The 19378-nt window shown below is 70.0% G+C and carries 21 protein-coding genes; 12 read left to right on the plus strand and 9 right to left on the minus strand.

All coding sequences use genetic code 11. The annotated features are described in order from the left end of the window. Nucleotides 1-102 precede the first annotated feature (102 nt). The gene (cysK, locus tag IEY69_RS01200; RefSeq protein ID WP_189071340.1) at nt 103-1056 is read left to right on the plus strand and encodes a cysteine synthase A; all 954 of its coding nucleotides are present in this window, start codon (nt 103-105) and stop codon (nt 1054-1056) included. Nucleotides 1057-1133: 77 nt separating this feature from the next. Continuing rightward, entirely contained in the window at nt 1134-1802 is a 669-nt protein-coding gene (locus tag IEY69_RS01205; protein ID WP_189071341.1) for an MIP/aquaporin family protein, read from the plus strand. A 155-nt stretch (nt 1803-1957) separates the two neighbouring features. On the opposite strand, the gene IEY69_RS01210 is transcribed toward IEY69_RS01205, so the two are convergent. Beyond that, complete coding sequence (locus IEY69_RS01210; protein WP_189071342.1) at nt 1958-2734, minus strand: DUF937 domain-containing protein; 777 nt, start codon at nt 2732-2734, stop codon at nt 1958-1960. Between the two features lie 185 nt (nt 2735-2919). Between IEY69_RS01210 and IEY69_RS01215 the strand changes: the two genes are divergently transcribed. From IEY69_RS01215 to IEY69_RS01235, 5 genes are all read left to right on the plus strand, one after another. Next, nucleotides 2920-3765, plus strand: coding sequence for an ABC transporter permease (locus IEY69_RS01215; RefSeq protein ID WP_229783529.1), 846 nt, complete (start codon nt 2920-2922; stop codon nt 3763-3765). Continuing rightward, entirely contained in the window at nt 3758-4576 is an 819-nt protein-coding gene (locus IEY69_RS01220) for an ABC transporter permease (RefSeq protein ID WP_229783530.1), read from the plus strand. The genes IEY69_RS01215 and IEY69_RS01220 overlap by 8 nt, the downstream gene beginning before the upstream one ends. A gap of 171 nt (nt 4577-4747) precedes the next feature. Next, nucleotides 4748-5704 carry an ABC transporter ATP-binding protein gene (locus tag IEY69_RS01225; RefSeq protein WP_189071343.1) on the plus strand — a complete coding sequence of 319 codons (957 nt, stop codon included), beginning with the start codon at nt 4748-4750 and terminating at the stop codon, nt 5702-5704. 5 nt (nt 5705-5709) lie between these two features. Beyond that, complete coding sequence (locus IEY69_RS01230) at nt 5710-6096, plus strand: hypothetical protein (RefSeq protein WP_189071344.1); 387 nt, start codon at nt 5710-5712, stop codon at nt 6094-6096. Then, the gene (locus IEY69_RS01235; protein ID WP_189071345.1) at nt 6093-6716 is read left to right on the plus strand and encodes a DNA-3-methyladenine glycosylase; all 624 of its coding nucleotides are present in this window, start codon (nt 6093-6095) and stop codon (nt 6714-6716) included. The genes IEY69_RS01230 and IEY69_RS01235 overlap by 4 nt, the downstream gene beginning before the upstream one ends. Here the strand turns inward: IEY69_RS01235 and meaB are convergent. The 6 genes from meaB to scpA all read right to left on the minus strand — a co-directional run bounded on the left by meaB (nt 6700) and on the right by scpA (nt 11551). Beyond that, nucleotides 6700-7659, minus strand: coding sequence for a methylmalonyl Co-A mutase-associated GTPase MeaB (gene meaB / locus IEY69_RS01240; protein WP_189071346.1), 960 nt, complete (start codon nt 7657-7659; stop codon nt 6700-6702). The two genes, IEY69_RS01235 and meaB, sit on opposite strands and share 17 nt — an antisense overlap. Beyond that, complete coding sequence (locus IEY69_RS01245; protein WP_189071347.1) at nt 7644-8144, minus strand: hypothetical protein; 501 nt, start codon at nt 8142-8144, stop codon at nt 7644-7646. The genes meaB and IEY69_RS01245 overlap by 16 nt, the downstream gene beginning before the upstream one ends. Continuing rightward, a complete protein-coding gene (locus tag IEY69_RS01250; RefSeq protein ID WP_189071348.1) occupies nt 8120-8656 on the minus strand; it encodes a hypothetical protein in 537 nt (178 codons plus the stop codon). Before IEY69_RS01250 ends, IEY69_RS01245 begins: the two co-directional genes overlap by 25 nt. Continuing rightward, complete coding sequence (locus tag IEY69_RS01255; RefSeq protein ID WP_189071349.1) at nt 8650-9000, minus strand: hypothetical protein; 351 nt, start codon at nt 8998-9000, stop codon at nt 8650-8652. Before IEY69_RS01255 ends, IEY69_RS01250 begins: the two co-directional genes overlap by 7 nt. Nucleotides 9001-9125: 125 nt before the next feature. After that, the gene (locus IEY69_RS01260; protein WP_189071350.1) at nt 9126-9350 is read right to left on the minus strand and encodes a hypothetical protein; all 225 of its coding nucleotides are present in this window, start codon (nt 9348-9350) and stop codon (nt 9126-9128) included. A gap of 71 nt (nt 9351-9421) precedes the next feature. Further along, nucleotides 9422-11551: a methylmalonyl-CoA mutase gene (gene scpA / locus IEY69_RS01265; RefSeq protein WP_189071351.1), complete on the minus strand. Its 2130-nt coding sequence runs from the start codon at nt 11549-11551 to the stop codon at nt 9422-9424. Between the two features lie 197 nt (nt 11552-11748). On the opposite strand from scpA, the gene rpe reads away from it, so the two are divergent. The 4 genes from rpe to nspC all read left to right on the plus strand — a co-directional run bounded on the left by rpe (nt 11749) and on the right by nspC (nt 16122). Further along, nucleotides 11749-12423, plus strand: a complete 675-nt coding sequence (rpe, locus tag IEY69_RS01270; RefSeq protein WP_229783531.1) for a ribulose-phosphate 3-epimerase — start codon at nt 11749-11751, stop codon at nt 12421-12423. 1 nt (nt 12424) lies between these two features. Continuing rightward, nucleotides 12425-13144: a 2-phosphosulfolactate phosphatase gene (locus tag IEY69_RS01275; RefSeq protein ID WP_189071352.1), complete on the plus strand. Its 720-nt coding sequence runs from the start codon at nt 12425-12427 to the stop codon at nt 13142-13144. 93 nt (nt 13145-13237) lie between these two features. Next, nucleotides 13238-14845, plus strand: coding sequence for a hypothetical protein (locus IEY69_RS01280; protein ID WP_189071353.1), 1608 nt, complete (start codon nt 13238-13240; stop codon nt 14843-14845). Nucleotides 14846-14892: 47 nt separating this feature from the next. Then, nucleotides 14893-16122 (plus strand): carboxynorspermidine decarboxylase, encoded by a 1230-nt coding sequence (gene nspC, locus IEY69_RS01285; protein WP_189071354.1) that lies wholly within the window; start codon nt 14893-14895, stop codon nt 16120-16122. Between the two features lie 371 nt (nt 16123-16493). On the opposite strand, the gene IEY69_RS01290 is transcribed toward nspC, so the two are convergent. Further along, entirely contained in the window at nt 16494-17765 is a 1272-nt protein-coding gene (locus IEY69_RS01290) for a DUF4384 domain-containing protein (protein WP_189071355.1), read from the minus strand. Nucleotides 17766-17961: 196 nt separating this feature from the next. Here IEY69_RS01290 and IEY69_RS01295 point away from each other — a divergent pair, with 196 nt between their 5' ends. Beyond that, nucleotides 17962-18360: a hypothetical protein gene (locus IEY69_RS01295; RefSeq protein ID WP_229783532.1), complete on the plus strand. Its 399-nt coding sequence runs from the start codon at nt 17962-17964 to the stop codon at nt 18358-18360. 6 nt (nt 18361-18366) lie between these two features. Here IEY69_RS01295 and IEY69_RS01300 read toward each other — a convergent pair whose 3' ends face one another. Next, a complete protein-coding gene (locus tag IEY69_RS01300; protein ID WP_189071356.1) occupies nt 18367-19140 on the minus strand; it encodes a DUF554 domain-containing protein in 774 nt (257 codons plus the stop codon). Nucleotides 19141-19378 lie beyond the last annotated feature (238 nt).

Genomic DNA, 19378 nt, shown 5'->3' on the forward strand with positions numbered 1-19378 from the left:
CCGCGCGCATCCGCCCCGCCCACCCCGGCGCGGGCGGATGCGTTCCGTGACCTGTCTGCGCCGCGACCATCGTGCAGCCCGGCAGCGCCTATCCTGAACGCCATGATCGAGTCCCTCATCGGGCACACCCCCCTCCTGCAACTGACGCGCGTCGTCGAGCCCGGCATGGCCGACGTGTTCGTGAAACTCGAAGGTCAGAACCCCGGCGGCAGCATCAAGGACCGCACCGCCCTGGGCCTGATCGAGGACGCTGAACGGCGCGGCGTCCTGCAGCCCGGCGGGATCATCGTGGAACCCACCAGCGGCAACACCGGCATCGGCCTGGCGCAGGTCGCCGCCGCCAAGGGCTACAAGCTGATCCTGTGCATGCCCGCCAGCATGAGCGAGGAACGCAAACGCACCCTCGTCGCCTACGGCGCCGAACTGATCCTCACCGACCCGGCCCGCCGGATGCTGGCGGCCATCGAGGAAGCCGAGAAACTCGTACACGAGCGCGGCGCGGTCATGATGAACCAGTTCGGGAACCCCGCCAACCCCGCCGTGCACGAACGCACCACCGGCCCCGAACTGTGGGACCAGATGGACGGCCGCATCGACGCGTTCGTGTACGGCAGCGGCACCGGCGGCACCATCAGCGGCGTCGGCCGGTACCTCAAACGCATGAACCCCGCCGTGCAGATCATCGCGTGCGAACCCGCCCGCAGCAACGTCCTCACCGGCGGCGAGATGGGCACCCACGGCTTCCAGGGCATGGGCCCCGGCTTCATCCCGGACAACCTCGACCGCAGCGTCATCGACGACGTCATCGACGTCTGGGAGGAAGACGCCTACCCCCTGGCCCGCCGCCTGGCGCAGGAGGAAGGCGTGTTCGTCGGCATGAGCAGCGGCGCCATGGCCTGGGCCGCGCTGGAGGTCGCCCGCCGCCTAGGCCCCGGCAAGCGCGTCGCCACCATCGCCTGCGACACCGGCGCGCGGTACCTGACCACCAGCCTCTTCGCGGGCGAGGGCGACACGCCCCCCGGCTACCTGCCCCGCTCGCGCCAGCGCACCGCCTGACCGCCGCGCCCAGGGCCGCCCCACACCACTCCGGGGGTGATTGTCCAGACATCCGCACGCCCGCTACAGTGACGCGGATGTCACCCCAGAAACTCACCGCCGAACTCATCGGAACCTTCGCGCTGGTCTTCACCGGCCTGCTCGCCATCAACAATGAAGCCACCCTGCTGGGCGTCGCCTTCGCGCACGGCCTGATCATCGCCGTGATGGCCATGGCGCTCGGCACCGTCAGCGGCGGCCAGTTCAACCCCGCCGTCAGCGTCGCCCTGAGCCTCAGCGGCCACCAGGACTGGCGCACCACCCTCAGCTTCATTCCCGCGCAGCTGATCGGCGCGGCCCTGGGCGCCCTGGCCGCGCTGGGTGTCGCCGGACCCGCCCGCATGCAGGCCATCGGCTACGGCACGCCCGCCCTGAGCGGCGTCACGCTGGGCGGCGGCCTCCTGGCCGAGGTGATCGCCACCGCCTTCCTGGTCCTGGTGATCGTGAAGGTCGCCATTCACCAGCGGCACGTCCTGGGCGGCCTGATCGTCGGCCTGACCATCGTCGCGGACATCCTCGCCACCGGCCCCCTGACCGGCGCCGCCATGAACCCCGCCCGCGCCTTCGGCCCCGCCCTGATCGGCGGGAACTGGACGGACCAGTGGGTGTACTGGGTCGGCCCGCTGCTGGGCGCCGCCATCGGCGCGCTGCTCGCCACCTTCACCGAAGGCCTCACGCCCCGCCGCGTGCCTGAGCAGCTGAACTGATACGGACGCCGATTGAATGGGCTGCAAAGACCGTTCAATCCGAGCGGACTCGCAGAGCTGCGCAGCAGAGCGAGCAGGAGCAAAACGGAATCCGCATGAAACAGGAGAGAGGCCCGGCGCTGCGTGCGACCGGGCCTCCGCTGTTCTTGTTTCCGTCAGCGGCGTCCACCGAACATGCCGATCAGGTCGTCCAGGGCGTTGCCGTCCCGGTCGCCGTCCAGCGCGCGGTTCAGCGTGCCGAACAGGTCACCGCCCTGCGACTGCCCCATCTGCGGCTGAGCAGGGGCGCTGCGGCCCGCGTCCGGGTAGCCCGGCAGGACACTCCCGCCGAGACCGCCACCGAGGCCGCCGCCCAGCCCGCTGTCCATCCGGGGCGTCTGCTGGGGCACCTGCCCCTGCGACTGGCCGCCGCCCAGCAGCCCGCCGAGCAGGCCACCCAGCCCGCCGCCGCCCACCAGACCGCCCAGGATGCTGCCGAGGTCCGGGCCGCCGCCTGCGCCGCCGCTATTGGTGGGGTTCGCGGCTCCGCCGCCCTGCCGCTGACGGCCCAGGTACGCCAGCACCAGCGGGGCCAGCATGCTCAGGATCTGCATGGCGAGCTGCGGGTCGATCCCGGCGCGCTTGCTGACCGCCTGCGCCGCCTGGGTCTGCTGCCCACCGAACACGTGCCCGAGGATCTTCTGCCCGTCGCGCGTGTCGGGCACCTGCCCGCCCGCGAAGGCGTCCAGCGCCGAACCGTCGTGACGGCTCAGGGCGCCGCTCAGGGCGTCGAGGCCGCCGGGCTGCGTGGCGTTGCGGGTCAGGGCGCCCAGCAGCAGCGGCAGCGCCGCCTGCATGGCCGCCTGCGTCTGGTCCGGACTGGTGCCCGCCTGCCGCCCGATGCGTTCCTGCGCCTGCCCCATCCCGCCCAGCATGTTGAAGATGTCCATCATGGTGTGTTCCTCCCTTGGAATGCGCCCAGCGTAAGCCGCGCGCCCGGGGCGTCCATCCGCCCGGCGTTCAGGAAACCCTGACGCACACCCCCGCATCCCCTCCGCCACCCGGCGTATTCCGCCCAGCCCGGCCCGCCGGGTACCCTGAACGCTTCCGGTTCGGCAACTGGAGGAGGGAGGAATTCATGACCACGATGCCCGCCCCCCCCACGGGGGGACCTGTTTCACGTCGCTCATCGCTGGCGCTGCCCCTGGCCGTCGCCCGGCTGGGCTTCCAGCGGCAGTTCGCGTACCCGCAGGCGGCCCTGTGGGGCCTGATCACCAACTCCTTCTTCGGCCTGCTGCGCGTCGCGGTGCTGCTGGCGCTGTTCGGTACGCGCCCGCAGGTGGCCGGGTACACCCCGCAGGACGCCATCACGTACACCGGCCTGACCCAGGCGTTCATCATGGCGTTCAGCCTGTTCGGCTGGTTCGACTTCATGCGCGTCATCCACCGGGGCGAGGTGACGGCCGACCTGCTGCGCCCCGCCAGCCTGCTGGTGTTCTGGGCCGCGCAGGACGCCGGGCGCGCCCTGGGGCAACTGGTGCTGCGAGGCCTGCCCATGCTGGCGATCTTCCAGGTCATCTGGGGTCTGAACTGGCCGCCCGGCCCGCTCGCCTGGGCGCAGGTCACCCTGAGCGTCCTGCTGGCCTGGGCGTGCGGGTTCCTGTTCCGCTTCCTGGTGAACTGCGCGGCGTTCTGGTCGCCGGACGCCGTGGGTTTCGGGCGCTTCGCGTGGGCGGTGCTGGGCCTGGGCTGCGGCTTCCTGATGCCCCTGGCCTTCTTCCCCGAAGGTTTTCGTGCCGTGCTGGCCAGGACGCCCTTCCCTGGCATGCTGAACACCACCGTGGAACTCTGGGTGGGCGTCACCAGCGGCCCGGCGGCGTGGGCGGCACTGGGGACGCAACTGGCCTGGACCGTGGCGCTGCTGCTCGCCTGCCGGGTCACGCTCCGCGCGGGCCTGCGGCGGCTGGAGGTCGCCGGTGGATAACCTGCGGCATCACCTGACCCTGTACCTGCGGCTGCTGGGCGCGCAGATCCGCTCGCAGGGCGCGCACCGCACCTCATTCATCCTCGACGCGCTGGGCAGCCTGCTGATCACCGCCGCCGAATTCGCCGCCCTCGCGCTGGTCCTCCCGCGCTTCGGCGGGCTGGGCGGCTGGACGCTGGGCGAGATCTGCCTGCTGTACGGCCTCGCGGAACTCGCGTTTGTCCTCATGGACATCCTGTTCGGCGGCTTCGACGCGCCCAACCTCTCCGCGCACGTCCGCAGCGGCTCATTCAGCACCTTCCTGCTGCGCCCCGCTCCCCTGACATTGCAGGTGTTCGCGTCGGACTTCGCGCTGCGCCGCCTGCCACGCGTGCTGCTCGCCGCCGCCATCGCCGCGTACGGCCTCCTGCACGCCCCGCTGGCCGCCGGGCCCGAAACGGCTGCCCTCCTGACCGCCGCCGTGCTGGGCATGATCTGCTTCTTCGGCGGGCTGTTCGTCATCGGCGGCACCCTGACGTTCTGGACGGTGGACAGCGTCGAGGCCATGAACGCCCTCACCTACGGCGGCCGCACCCTGATCAGCTACCCCATGGACATCTACAGCGCGTGGCTGCGCCGCACCTTCACGTACCTGATCCCCGCCGCGTTCCTGAGCTACCTGCCCGCCCTGCACCTGCTGGGCCGCCCCCTGCCCGACGGACTCCCAGACTGGGCCGCGCTGATCGGACCGCTGGCCGGACCACTCGTGCTGGCCGGGGCGTTCGTGTTCTGGCGCGTCGGCGTGCGCCACTACCAGGGCACCGGCACATGATACGGATTCCGTTTGTTTCGTTGACAGATCGGAACACCGCCGATCCGTCAACTCCACGTCCGGAACCCGCTTTGCTCCTTCTCGCATCCGCTCGGATTGAACGGTTTGTACAAACCATTCAATCGGAGTCCGTATGACACCGCTCGCCACAGACCCGAAGGGAGGCACCCCATGATTCACGTCGAGCACCTGCGCAAGACCTTCACCACCCGCACCGGCCGCTTCCTGAGCGCGCAGCGGCGCACCCATGAGGCCGTCCGGGACGTGTCCTTCCACATTCCACGCGGCGAGATCGTCGGGTACCTCGGGCCGAACGGGGCGGGGAAGAGCACCACCGTCAAGATCCTCACCGGCCTGCTCGTGCCCGACAGCGGCACCGTCACGGTGGGCGGCCTGACGCCCTGGCAGGACCGCCGCCGCCACGTCGCGCGTCTGGGCGCAGTGTTCGGGCAGCGCACCACCCTCTGGTGGGACCTGCCGGTCATCGAGAGCCTGCGCCTCCTGCGGCACGTCTACCGCATCCCGCATGCGACGTGGCAGGCGAACCTGACCACCTTCACGGACCTGCTCGACCTCGGGCCGTTCCTACACACGCCCGCCCGCGCGCTGTCGCTGGGGCAGCGGATGCGCGCCGACCTCGCCGCCGCGCTGCTGCACGACCCCGAACTGCTGTTCCTCGACGAACCCACCGTCGGTCTGGACGTCGTCGCCAAGGAACGCATCCGGGACTTCATCGCGCACGTCAACCGCGAACGGGAGGTCACGGTGCTCCTCACCACGCACGACCTCGGGGACGTGGAACGCCTCGCGCGGCGCGTGCTGATCATCGACCACGGGCAACTGCTCTTCGACGGCGACCTTGCCCGACTTCAGGCCGCGTACGGCTCGCAGCGCGAACTGCACGTGGACTTCGAAGCTCCCGTCGCTCAACCCGACGTGCCCGGCCTCACCCTCCTGAGCCACGCGGCGGGCCGCGCCACGTACGCCTTCACGGGCGCCGCCGCGGACCCCATCGCCCGCGTCACGGCGCACGCCCCCGTCCGCGACCTCACCGTGCGCGAACCGGACATCGAGGCCACCATCCGCCGCATCTACGAAGGCGACCTGCTCCGCGCCGGGGTAGGGTAGAGGTCATGTCGTCCCCCGAAGTCACAGGCCCGGCGCCCAGCGTGAGCACAGGCGCGCTGTTCCTGGTGATCCTGACCTGCGCGGTCGCCTTCAACGTCCTGTTCCTGACGGTCATCCCCGACGACCGCCCCCTGCGTCTCGCCTGCGCTGCCCTGCCCCTCGCCGCGCTGCTGTGGACCGCCGTCGCCGTCTGGCGTTCACGCGGCGTGCCCAGTACATTCCCCGCCCCGCTCCTGCCCGTCTGCGCCACCCTCCTTAGCCTGCCCGTGTCCGGCGCGGCCCTCCGCCTCGCGCAGGGCGACACGCTGCCTGCCGGACAGTGGGCCTTCCTGGGACTGGGCGTACTGGCGTTCCTCGGGGCGACGATCTACACGTACCGCACCCGGCCTTGACCACCCCGCTGCCGCCCACGCACTTCCGGGGTGACCCGGTCCCCGTCGCGCGCGCGCTGCTGGGAGGGACGCTCGTGCGCGTGCTGGACGACGGCGCACGCCTGACCGGGCGGATCGTGGAGGTCGAAGCTTACGACTGCCCCCGCGACCCCGCCTGCACCGCCGGACGCTTCCACGCCGCCCGCAGTGCCGACATGGCCATCCCGCCCGGCACGTGGCTGTTCTGGACGGCGCACGGCCACCCACTGCTTCAGGTCGCGTGCCGCCCGGAGGGTGTGTCGGCCAGCGTCCTGATCCGCGCCATCGAGCCGCTGGAGGGACTGGGGCACATGCTGACCTTCCGGCCCGTCACGCGCGAACGCGACCTGACGAACGGCCCCGCCAAACTCGTGTACGCCCTGGGACTGGACCCCGCGCGGATCAGCGGGCGGCCCGTGAACGCCCCGGAACTGCACCTCCTGCCGCCCCCCGCCCCCCTCCCGGACGAGATGGTCGAGGTCACCGCCCGCATCGGCATCCGCGAGGGCCGCACCCTCCCGTGGCGCTTCACGATCCGCGGCAACCCCTGGGTGTCACCCGCCACGCCCAGCATGGACCTGAGCGTCACCCCGGACGCGTAGGGTCGTCCGCCAGCAACGCTGCGACGCCCTGCACCGCCGTGCGTTCGCCACGCAGGACCTCGCCGCGCAGGGCGTGCAGCCGCGCCGGGTCGAGGCCCGCCTGGAACGCCCGCCAGGCGGCCTCGCGCAGCAGTTCGTCGAACCACTGCGCCGCCTGCCGCTGCCGCTTCTCGCGCAGGTCCACCGCGGCGCGGTACGCCTCGACGGTGCTCCACACGGCGTCCAGGCCCTCGCCGGTCAACGCGGAGGCCCGCAGTGCCACGGGCCGCCACGGTGCGTCGTGCGGTGTGAGCAGCGTCAGCGCGGTGCGCAACTCCGTCTGGGCGCGCACTGCCGCCTGCGGGCTGACGTCCGCCTTGTTCACCACGCACACGTCCGCGAGTTCCATGATCCCCCGCTTGATGCCCTGCAACTCGTCCCCGGCGTTCGGGAGGGTCAGCAGCACGAACAGGTCCGTCATGGCCGCCACCTGCGTCTCGCTCTGGCCCACGCCGACCGTCTCCACGAGGATCACGTCGAAACCCGCCGCCTCGCACAGCGTGATGGATTCCCGCGTGCGCCGCGCCACGCCGCCCAGCGTGCCCCCGCTGGGGCTGGGGCGGATGAACGCGTTCGGGTGTACCGTCAGGCGCGGCATGCGTGTCTTGTCGCCCATGATGCTGCCGCCCGTCCGGGCACTGCTGGGGTCGACCGCCAGCACCGCCACTCGGTGCCCCGCGTCGGCCAGCCGCACGCCCAGCGCCTCGATGAACGTGCTCTTGCCGACGCCCGGCACGCCCGTCAGGCCGATCCGCACCGACCGCCCCGCACGCGGCAGCACCTCCGACAGGAGGGCCTGTGCCTGCGCCTCATGCTCGGGCCGCGTGGACTCCACCAGCGTGATCGCCTTCGCCAGCGCCCGCCGTGCGCCCGACAGCAGCGGCAGCGTCAGAGGATGGGCCATGATGTCAACTCCGCGCAGTTCAGCGCCGTGTAGGCTGTGGGGGACGGCGTGAACCGGAACGCCGCAGGCAGGGGCATGTCCTGCGGCCGGGGCGAACGTGAGTACCGCACGCCGTCCCGCTGACCCGAGGTCGTCACCCGGATCACCCGACCGTCCGCGCCCAGCGTCCACGCGATCGTCCCGAAGTCCCAGTCGCCCTGCGCCGTCCACGTCACCGTCTTCCAGCCTCCGTTCGCGTACCGGGTGAACGTCAGGTGCGTCACGGCGTCCATGACGCTCGTGTAGCTGAACTCCAGCTGCTGCACCCGCCCGGACCGGTCGCGGACCTCCTGCACCTGCTCGAAGGTCTGCTGGTCCAGAGGACCGCATGCGGGCAGTTCGAACGTCCGGACCGACCAGCCCGCGGGCCAGTCCGCCGCGCCTGCCCCTCCGGTCAGGCACGCCAGCAGCAGCAGGCGCGTCAGGGGATGGGCAGCGGCGGACAAGTGAACCTCTCTATCAGGTCGGCGGGGCGCAGTTCGCGTTCCAGGGTTGGCCAGGGGACGCGGTGCTCGGGCTGCACGTCGCCCCACTCGCGGGTCTGCACGACCTGCCCGTCCGGGCCGATCAGCCGTTCGATCCGCGCGGCCACGGCGTCCTGGCCGGGCGTGCGGCGCAGCACCCACGAGTACGCGCGGGGGCGGCCCGCGTCGTCCCAGTCGATGCGCTGCTCGGTCCGGTCCGGGTTCCAGCCGGATGCCGCGCGGAACACCAGCCGCCGCACCGTGCCGCGCGCGTCCGTCCACGTCTGCACGTCGAAGAACGCGTCCATGATGCAGGGCATCGACGAGCCCTGGAACGCCCGCCAGCCTCCCAGCGCCGCGTCGTTCCCGGTCACGACCGCCCGCGCGGACACCACAGGAGAGAGGCTCACCGGGTTGCCCACTCCGCCCGCCAGTGCGGCCCCACCCGACAGAGGCGCACTCAGCAGCAGCGCCAGCATCACCCATTTCAGCATGTCAGCCCCCCCGGCACTACGCGCAGGTACGACCTCAGCGGCGTCGTCACGCCCCGCGCGCGGAACCCCGTCTCCTTCACCAGACGTCCCCGCGCGTCGAACGACCCACGCACGTCCAGCAGGCGACCGGCGAAGCCACTCCAGCTGACGCTGAGGCCCGTCAGGCGCCCGGCGCGGTCGTAACTCTGCCGCACCCACAACCGGTTGTCCGGCACCAGCCGCGCGTACGTCAGGCTCCGCACCCGGCCCGAACGGTCCAGCAGGTACGTCGTGTCCCCCCGCTCACACACCCGCAGACCCCCCACCTGCGCGGGCGGCCCCGCAGGCGGCGCGGGCAGGCTCATCCCGGCAGCATCCGCACCGCTCAACCCAGCTACGCCCAGCACGGCACACGCCGCCACAGCCCTCAGTCGCTTCAACATGAGGGCAGGTACGCGGGGCGGCGGGTAGAGGTTGCGGGACGCGAGTGTCATGGCTCCTCGACCGGGCGGAACTGGTACGACACCGCGAACGCGATGAGTCCCACCACGAACAGGACACCCGAGCCGTACAGCAGGGCCGTGCCGGACCGGATCTCGGACAGGGTGTCCGTCGAGTCCGGGCCGCCTCCCGCGAGCACCAGCACGAAGCCTGTGCCCAGTGAGGGAAGGACCAGCAGCGCGCCGACCAGGGCGCCGAGCGCGCCGAGAGCCATGCCGCCGCACCCGGCCCAGCGCCACGTCTGGGCGAGTGGGTCAGAGGGTGCGGGGCTGGGCTGGGGTTCGCTCACGCCTGTTCGCGCGCTCGCAGGAGGTTCAGCACCTCGCGGGCGCTGCTGAGGATGGGGGTGCCGGGGCCGAAGATGCCTGCCGCACCTGCCTCGCGCAGCGCGGGGTAGTCCTGTTGCGGGATGACGCCGCCCACGACGACGAGGATGTCCCCGGCGCCCTGCTCGCGCAGCGCGGCGATCAGTTGCGGGACGAGGGTCTTGTGTCCGGCGGCCTGACTGCTGACGCCCACCACATGCACGTCGTTCTCGATGGCCTGACGCGCGGCCTCGTCGGGCGTCTGGAAGAGGGGGCCGACGTCCACGTCGAAGCCCAGGTCGGCGAAGCCCGTGGCGATGACCTTCGCGCCGCGGTCGTGGCCGTCCTGGCCCATCTTCACGACGAGGATGCGGGGGCGGCGGCCCTCGGCTTCGGCAAAGGCCTCGATCTCACCCTGGAGGGACGCGAAGCCCGCGTCGCCGTCGTACCCGGCGGCGTACACGCCACTCAGGGTGCGGATCTCGGCGGCGTGGCGGCCCCAGGCGCGCTCCAGGGCGTCGCTGACCTCGCCCACCGTGCAGCGGGCCTGCATGGCGGTCACGCTCAGGGCCAGCAGGTTGCCTGACCCGCTGCGGGCGGCGTGTTCCAGGGCCGCGAGGGCGGCCTGCACGGCCTGCGGGTCGCGCGTTTCCCGCACGCGGTTCAGGCGGGCGATCTGCGCGTCCCGCACGGCGGCGTTGTCGATGTCCAGCACGTCCACCGGGGTGTCCTGCGTGGGGCGGTACTTGTTCACGCCGACGATGACGTCCTCGCCCCGGTCAATGCGGGCCTGTTTGCGCGCGGCGGACTCCTCGATGCGCAGTTTCGGCACGCCGCTCTCGATGGCCTTCGCCATGCCGCCCAGCGACTCGACCTCCCGCATCAGTTCCCGCGCCTTCTCCGCGAGGTCGTGGGTGAGGCGTTCCATCATGAAGCTGCCGCCCCAGGGGTCCACGACGTGCGGGATGCCCGTTTCCTCCTGGATGACCAGCTGGGTGTTGCGGGCAATCCGGGCGCTGAAGTCGGTGGGCAGGCCGATGGCCTCGTCGAAGGAGTTCGTGTGCAGGCTCTGCGTGCCGCCGAACACGGCGGCCATGGCCTCGACGGTCGTGCGGATGACGTTGTTGTACGGGTCCTGCTCGGTGAGGCTCCAGCCGCTCGTCTGGCAGTGGGTGCGCAGCGCGCGGCTCATGGGGTTTTTCGGCTCGAAGGGCGCCATGAGTTCGCTCCACAGGAGTCGGGCGGCGCGGAGCTTGGCGACCTCCATGTAGAAGTTCATGCCGATCCCGAAGAAGAAACTCAGGCGCGGCGCGAACTCGTCGATGTGCAGGCCCTTGCCGAGCGCGGCCTTCACGTACTCCAGCCCGTCGGCGAGGGTGTAGGCGAGTTCCAGCGCGGCGTTCGCCCCGGCCTCCTGGATGTGGTACCCGCTGATGGAAATCGAGTTGAAGCGTGGCATCTGCTGCGCCGTGAACTCGATGATGTCCGCGATGATCCGCATGCTGGGCGCCGGCGGGTAGATGTACGTGTTGCGGACCATGAACTCTTTCAGGATGTCGTTCTGGATGGTCCCGGACAGCTGGTCCAGCGTCGCGCCCTGCTCCAGCCCCGCCACGATGTACCCGGCGAGGATCGGCAGGACCGCGCCGTTCATGGTCATGGACACCGACATTTCGCTCAACGGAATGCCGTCGAAGAGGATCTTCATGTCCTCGACGCTGTCGATGGCGACCCCGGCCTTGCCCACATCGCCCACCACGCGCGGGTGGTCGCTGTCGTACCCGCGGTGCGTGGCGAGATCGAACGCGACCGACAGGCCCTTCTGCCCCGCGGCGAGGTTACGGCGGTAGAACGCGTTCGATTCCTCGGCGGTACTGAAGCCCGCGTACTGCCGGATGGTCCAGGGGCGCGCGGCATACATGGTGGCGCGGGGGCCGCGCGTGAAGGGCGGCAGGCCCGGCAGGGACGCGGTGTCCACGTCGCGGGTGTCGTCTGCGGTGTACAGGGCCTGAAGGGTGATGCCCTCGGGCGTCTCGCGGTTCAGGCGCGAAACGTCGGCGCCTTTCAGGTCCTTGCTGGCCTGGGCTTTCCAGGCACTCAGGTCGGGCATGTGTGTTCCTCCGTGTGCTGCCGCCATCATGCCACCCACCCCGCACGCGCACCAAACGGTCGTTCGGTCCCGGCTCCTGAAGGCTGTTCCCGCGTGTGGGACAGCCCCGCCCCACATCATTCTGTGTCAGTGAGAAAACACCGCTCCTGCTTCGCCCCCCGTGAAATCAGAGTGTGGGGAATGCTAAGCTTCTGCCCGTGACCGCCGACACCCCCTCAGCGAGACCCGTGAAGCTCGCGCCCAGCATCCTGGCCAGCGACTTCGCCCGCCTGGGCGAAGAACTGAACGCCATCGAGAGTGCAGACTGGGCCCACGTGGACGTCATGGACGGCCAGTTCGTCCCGAATATCAGCTTCGGGCTGCCCATCCTGGCCGCCGCCCGCGCCGCCAGCAGTCTGTTCATGGACGTGCACCTGATGATCGACCGGCCCGAACGGTACCTGCGGGACTTCGCCGACGCCGGCGCGGATGGCCTCACCGTGCACGTCGAGAGCACCCCCCACATCCACCGCGCCGTGCAGCAGATCAAGGAACTGGGCAAGCAGGCGGGCGTCACCCTGAACCCCGGCACGCCCCTCGAAACCCTGCGACCCGTCCTGGCCGACGTGGACCTCGTCCTGATCATGAGCGTCAACCCCGGCTTCGGCGGGCAGAAGTTCATCCCGCACAGCCTGGAGCGCATCCGCACCGTCCGCCGCTGGCTCGACGAGATCGGCAGCCCCGCCGAACTGCAGGTGGACGGCGGCGTCAGCGCCACGAACGCCCGCGCCGTCGTGAACGCCGGGGCGAGCAACCTCGTCGCGGGCAGCGCCGTGTTCGGCCCCGGCGGCGCTCAGGCCGGACTGGAACGCCTGCGTGAGGCCCTGAAATAACATGCGCCTCCGGGTCGATCTCCTCCCCCACGGCACGTACCCCGACGTGGTCGTCGTCATCGACGTCCTGCGCGCCACCACCACCGCCATCACGTACCTCGAACGCGGCGCGGACGCCCTCCTGCTGACCGCCACGCCCGACGTCGCCCTGAACCTCCGCACGGAAGGCAGCCCCTACCTCCTCGGCGGGGAACGCGGCGGGCTGCCCATCCCCGGCTTCGACTTCGGCAACAGCCCCGTCGAGGCCGCCGGGCAGAACTTCACCGGCAAGACGGTCGTCATGAACACCACCAACGGCACCGGCGCCGCCCACATCGCCGCGCAGACCGGGAAACACATATTCCTGGCCGCCCTGACGAACGCGCACGCCGCCGCCCGCCGCGCCCGCGCCACCGCCACCGAGGAGATCGCCATCGTCTGCGCCGGCACCGACGAGCACGTCGGCCTGGAAGACGTGTACGCCGCCGGGGTGCTCGCCGAGTACCTGCTTGCCATGGGCGAATTCACCATCGACGACGGCGCCCGCATCGCCCTGACCGTCCGCCGTAACTGCGGCAACCCCCTCGAAGCCCTGGGCAGCAGCGGGCACGGACAGCACCTGAACCGCCTGGGCCTGGGCGAGGACGTCCGCGCAGCAGCCGGACTGAGCACCAGCACCATCGTGCCCACCCTGAACCGGGACAGCGCGCCCGAAGGCACGTTGAAATTCACCGCCGGGTGAGGTGGTCATCCCCGGTGCGCCCGCTCAGCAAGTGCGGCGTGGTGGGCATGTGCGTGCGGCACGACTTCAGATCTCCGCTAGCATGAAGGTTACATGAACGGTCCGGATCTCCTGAACCTGCTGCGCGCCCGCGATATCGAACCCCTGCACGCCCACCTCACCGACCTGCAGGCCCGGTTCGAGGCCGGGCGGGTCAGCGAAGGCGACCTGTTGCAGGCCTTTCGCGCGTTCCAGACCTCCGACCTGACCCTCGGGGAGGGCTTCCAGAAGTGGACCGAGGCGCACCCCGGCACGTACGCCCCGCAGGTGGCGCTCGCCGGGTGGTTCCTGGGCCGAGCCTGGGAAGCGCGAGGGCAGACCACGTCGGTCCACGTCAGCGATCAGGGGTACCGCGCAATGGAGCACTTTCTGGAACAGGCGGACGGGTGCGCCCGAAACGCCACGACCCTGACGAGTCGTCCCCTGGCGGCCTGGAACGTCGTGGCGGGTGCCGCCAACACGCGTGGCTGTCAGCTCGAACTTCACGATGTGCAGGCCCAGCAATACCCGGACTGGTTCACGCGCGCGCTCGCGGACAATCCCAACAGCCTGCATCTGCGCCGCGTGATGCTCAAGAACCTGCGGACCGAGTGGGGCGGTAGCGAGGAACACATGTTGAGTTTCGTCCGCCAGCAGCAGGAGGACGGACGGCTCGGTCAGGCCGACATGCAGCGCCTCTGGGCGGAATTTCACAGCCACGTGTCGCATCACGCTATGCACTTTGCGCGCGATCATGACCGGGCCATCGAACGGGCCAGTGTGGCCGCAGACCTCCACCCACCGCAGGCTGAACAGCTGTTCATCGCCCTGACCAGTGCGGCCTCGCCAGGGCCGGCGCGGCTAGCCGCACTGCGCCGCTTCCTTCAGGCCGCCGAGAAGGATCCGACCGTGACCCTGAGCGGGAACTTCTACTGGGCACTGGCCAAGGCTGCGTCCTGGATTCAGCCGGAACTGCCCGGACTGCGCGCCCTCCTTGCCCGTGACCTCCAGCAGGGTGGCCCGGACAGCGCCGTATGGATCGCCCGCCTGCGCCGCCGCCACCCCACTTGGAATCTGCCAGACCCGCTCACTGCGCTGCGCGTCGCGCGGGACCAGGGGCATACCGAAGCGGCTGAGCAGATCGTGTACGACTCGGAAGCCCCGACTCCAAATGCAGAGACCCGCGGCGACATTCTGAAAGCCGCTGACCTGTACAGCGGCGACATGAGCTGGCATGTCTATCAGGACTTCCCGGCTTACCAGCAGCAGTTCGGGCTGTCAGACCGGCAGCGGTTCAAGTACCTGCACCGCGCTGCAGACGGAGGCAACAATGAAGCCCGGGTCGAACTCGCGCAGCAGCTGCGTGCCGGGACGGTCGAACTGGGCAGTGACGGTGTGCTGCGCCCAGTGAACACTGCGCCGCTACAGTCCAGCCTCAATTACGCCCGGCACCTGCTCGAACGCGCAGCTGCCGCCAATCATGAACCTGCCCGGCGGCAGCTGCGCGACGCGGACCCGCAGGAGTGGAACGCAGACCGCGCAGCCTGCCGGATGCCCGCTGCGCAGACGCCCGCCATGGAAATGCCCGAACCCGCGCGGCGGAGCCGCTGGGACGTCTGGTGGAAGGTCATGCTGGTCCTGGCGGGACTGCGCCTCGTCGCGGCACTGTTCGGTCATCACTGAACGCCCGCTGACCTTCCGTGCGCCCCGCAGCCGTTACGCTGTGGGGCGTGACTGTTTTTCCCTCTGATCTCAAGTTGAGTGCCGTGACGCCCGTGGACGCGGTGGACTGGGCGGCGATTCCCAGTCCGGCGTTCGTGCTGGACGAGTCGCGGCTGCGCCGGAACCTGGAACTGATCTCGTACGTGCAGCGGGAGAGTGGCGCGCAGATCATCGTGGCGTTCAAGGGGTTCTCGATGTGGTCGGCGTTTCCGATGCTGCGCGAGTACGGGATTACCGGGGCGACGGCGAGCAGCCTGAACGAGGCGATCCTGGCCAGGGAGGAGATGCGGGGCGAGGTGCATGTGTACGCCCCGGCGTACAGCGATGAGGAGTTCCCGCGCATCCTGGCGCTGGCCGATCACCTGGTGTTCAACTCGTTCCGGCAGTGGGAGCGCTTTAAGCCGCAGGTGATGGCGGCGCGGGCGGAGGGCCGCACCGTGCACGTGGGTATCCGCGTGAACCCGGAGTACGCCGAGGTGGAGACGGATCTGTACAACCCGGCTGGGCCGTTCAGTCGCCTGGGCGTGACGCGGCGCGAGTTCCGCATGGACCTGATGGACGGCGTGGACGGCCTGCATTTCCATACGCTGTGCGAGAAGGACAGCGACACGCTGGAGCGGACGCTGGAGGTGCTGGAGCGGAACTTCGGGGACGTGCTGGCGCGCGTGAAGTGGGTGAACTTCGGCGGGGGGCACCTGATGACCCGCGAGGGGTACGACATTTCGCGCCTGATTCGCGTGGTGCGTGCCTTCCGCGAGCGGTGGGGCGTGCACGTGATCCTGGAGCCCGGCAGCGCGTTCGGCTGGCAGACGGGCTGGCTGGTGAGCAGCGTGCTGGACGTGGTGCACAACGTCAAGGACGCGGTGCTGCTGGACATCAGCGTGTCGGCGCACATGCCGGACGTGCTGGAGATGCCGTACCGGCCGCGCATCCTGGGTGCGGGCGATCCGCCGGAGCTGGATCACCACCGCGAGACGACCGAGGGCGTGGGTGGGCACGCGTTCATCATTGGCGGGACGACCTGCCTGGCGGGGGACGTGGTCGGGGAGTACGTGTTCGACCGGCCCCTGGATGTCGGGGACCGGGTGGTGTTCGATGACATGATTCACTACACGATGGTGAAGACGACGTTCTTCAACGGCGTGAAGCATCCGGATATCGGCATCCTGCACCTGGACGGGTCGTACGAGCGCGTGAAGTCGTTCGGGTACGAGGAGTTCCGCGCGAAGCTCAGCTGACGGAATGGGTGTGGGCCGCTCCCTCTGCGCGTGGGAGCGGCCCTGGTGCTGGAAAGCGGTGGTGAGGAGCGGGGTGTTCCCCTGCCCGTGGGGGCGGGGTGCCGATTGTGACCCCGTGTGGTGGCCGCGCACGTTGCGGCGTCGGGACGGGGGTGGGGGGTGGGCCGGGGGCGTGGTGTGGGTCCCTCCGGCAGCACGGCTGGTTCGATTGGTCTTAACCTCTTCCGAGGTGAGCTCAGGGTACCCCCCGGAGCTGACCCGCCACTGAAGCACACCCTCATGGAGGCGCTTTCGTCACTCATCCACCTTGAGGATCGCGCCCTGAACCACGCGAAAAACCGCCCCGACTGGGGCGGTCCAGGCGACCTGAATTACTTGCGGTAGACCTTGGTCACGCCGTTCACGGTGCGGATGGTGCCGCCCTCGAAGTCGGCCGCCCACGCGCCACTGATGGTGTACTGATCACGGGTGGGGAAGCCCAGGAACGAGCCGCTGCCGCCCAGCCCCTGGTAGGTCTTCAGGACGTTTCCGCTCAGCCAGAACGTGCCGTACTTCTCGGTGCCGTACAGCGCGCCGTTCTGGAAGAAGCCGTACAGGCCGCTGGTGCCCAGGCTGTTCTGCGGGATGACCTTCTCGTCACCGGCGGCCCAGCCCAGGCGGCTGGGGGGGCGGGTGGCGCCGTTCTCGCCCTTTGCCAGCGCCAGGTAGCGTTCCAGGATCATGCCGTGCACGGCGTACGAGCGGCTGCTGCCGTTCGCGTGAAGCAGCACGGCGTCACCGTACGCACCGACACCCTTGAACTTCTGCCACAGCCCGTCGCCCCAGCCGCTGGCGTACGTGGTGGCCTGACCGAGACTCTCGTCGCCCTTCAGGCGAGCGTAGGCGTCCACCATGGCCTGATCGCGCGTGCCGTTCTGCCGCTCGCCGGGCTGAATGGTGCCCGTGGGCTGCGCCGGCTGAGCAGGAGCGGGCTGGGCGGGAGTGGGTTGTGCAGGGGCGGGCTGCTGGCCCTGGCCGGGCGTGATGGTTACAGTGCCGGTCGTGCTGCCCGGCATGGCGGGCGTGGGGTTCGCGACCGGCGTGCCGCCCACCTTGAAGGTCACCACGTCCGTCGTCCAGCCGTCGGCGGGCAGGGGGTTGACGACGATACTCAGCGCGCGGGCCAGATTCTCCTGCCCCTTGACGCTCACCTGCGCGAAGCCCTGGTCCTTGGCGAACTTGGCGATGTCCGTCAGGTCCAGTTCTTTGGTGCTGGCCAGGGCCAGCAGGCGGTCCTGACCGTTGGGTCCGCCGATGTTCAGGCCGTACTTCGCGTTCTGCTGCGGGAATACGCGGGTCACGCCGCCCTGCACGAAGTTGCTCTCCTCGAAGTTGTTCGGGAAGAACAGGTCGACGACGCCGTTGGCGTTGATGTTGAACAGGTACACGTAGGCGTCCTGGTTGGTCTTGACGGCCACCTTGATCGCCTCGCCCTTGCGGTAGGTGGGGTTGGCCTTGCCGCTGGCGTCCTTGTTCACCCAGACTTCCACGTTCAGTTTCGTCTCGACGGGGTTCACGATAATGCTCTGGGCGGTGATCTTGGCGGGGCTGGCGCTGGCGGTGCCGAGCAGAAGGGTACTCAGGATCAGGGTTCGTTTCAGCATGGTGGTGCCTCCTTGTGGTGAGAGGCACCGTACCCCGCCACTCTGACCGGTTGCTGATAAAAAACCGTCCCACAAGGGATTCCCAAGGGTGACTGAAGAATTCTTGATGAGCTGATGCAAGCGTATGAGAGGTGGAAAGGCGGCCTATAACGTCGGGTTACATCCTCAGGGGCGCCCGGTGCCCTACCCTGAACCCATGCGGCGCGTCATGTTTGTTCTGCTGCTGGGCACCGGGCCGGTCACGGCACAGGGAACGCCGCAGACCATCTCGGACCCCTGGCCGGGTTCTGCGGTCCTGACCCGGCTGTTCGTGCTGTCTGCCGGACGCGCGGACCGGGATCAGCTGATCCGGACCCTGGACCTCACCGTGGCGCAGGTGCGGGAACTCCAGCGGCTGGCGTCCAGCGAGCGGGCCTACGCGCAGGCGGCCCGTCCCCTGAATCCCGCAGCTGCCCGGGGGCTGAACGTGAAGCTGGCCGCCATGAACGCCGAGAAGGACCGCAAGGTCCGGCGCCTGCTGGGCAGCGACTACGCGGTCTTCCGCGCGTGGGTGCGCAACTGGTGGCAGGCGCAGGTCCGGCGCGCCCAGAGCTGACCGGGTTCAGCTCAGGCGGGCTGCCAGCCACAGGGCCAGCGGAGCGATGGCCAGGGCCGGCAGCAGGCTGCCCACCCGAACGCGGCGGTCCTCGAAGCCCAGCCCGGCCAGCATGAGGTTCCAGCTGATGCCGATGATGGTCAGGCCGCCCGCGCCGGTGACCAGCAGCACGTACGGGTTCGTCTTCAGGACCTGCGGGTCCGCGCCGCCCAGCAGCCCGGCGGCAAAGGTCCCCGCCAGCAGGCTGATCCCGCCCTGCACGAGCAGCACCGTCAGCGCGCTGAAGCCCACCCCGATCCCGTACGCGCCCGCCAGGGCCAGCGCCGCAATGCCGTCCAGCGTGGCCTTCAGGACGTACGTGGCGTTGTCGCCGGTCAGGCCGTTCTGCAGCCCGCCGATCACGGTCATCGGGCCGATGCAGAACAGCAGACTGGCCGCCACGAACCCCTCCGTGAAGCGGCCTCCGCCCCGGAAGCGGCGTTTCAGGGTCTCGCCCAGGCGTTCCAGGGCCTCCTCGATGCCCAGCGCCTCGCCGATCACGGCCCCCAGCGCCAGACTGACCAGCGCCAGGATCACGCCGGGCACCGCGCCGCCCGACACTCTGTTCAGGCTGCCCGCCATGTCCAGCCCGATGAACAGCGTCACCAGACTCAGGGTCTGCAGCAGCGTGCGCTGCGTCCGTTCCGGCAGGCGCCCCCCCACCGCGAGGCCCACGGCAGTGCCCAGCAGGACCGTGACGACGTTGACCAGGGTGCCGGACAGCTGCGACAGGACGCTCATCGCCGCTGACTGTAGAGCATGCTGGCCTCCCGTCCGCGCCGACAGGCGAACCAGTCGCCCTCCGCCCGCAGGTCAGTGAACCTCAAGACCGGATGGGCCGGACCTCAAGATCAGCGCAAGACCTGTGACGCTCCGCTGATATGCGGTGTGGTACCTTCGTCGCAAGTTGAAACGAACGCTGCCCCACCTGCCCCGTACGCCGCGCCTGAGCGGTGGGCCGGGCGGCGCGCTCGTGAAG

The sequence above is a fragment of the Deinococcus sedimenti genome, from assembly GCF_014648135.1.
Lineage (GTDB): Bacteria > Deinococcota > Deinococci > Deinococcales > Deinococcaceae > Deinococcus > Deinococcus sedimenti.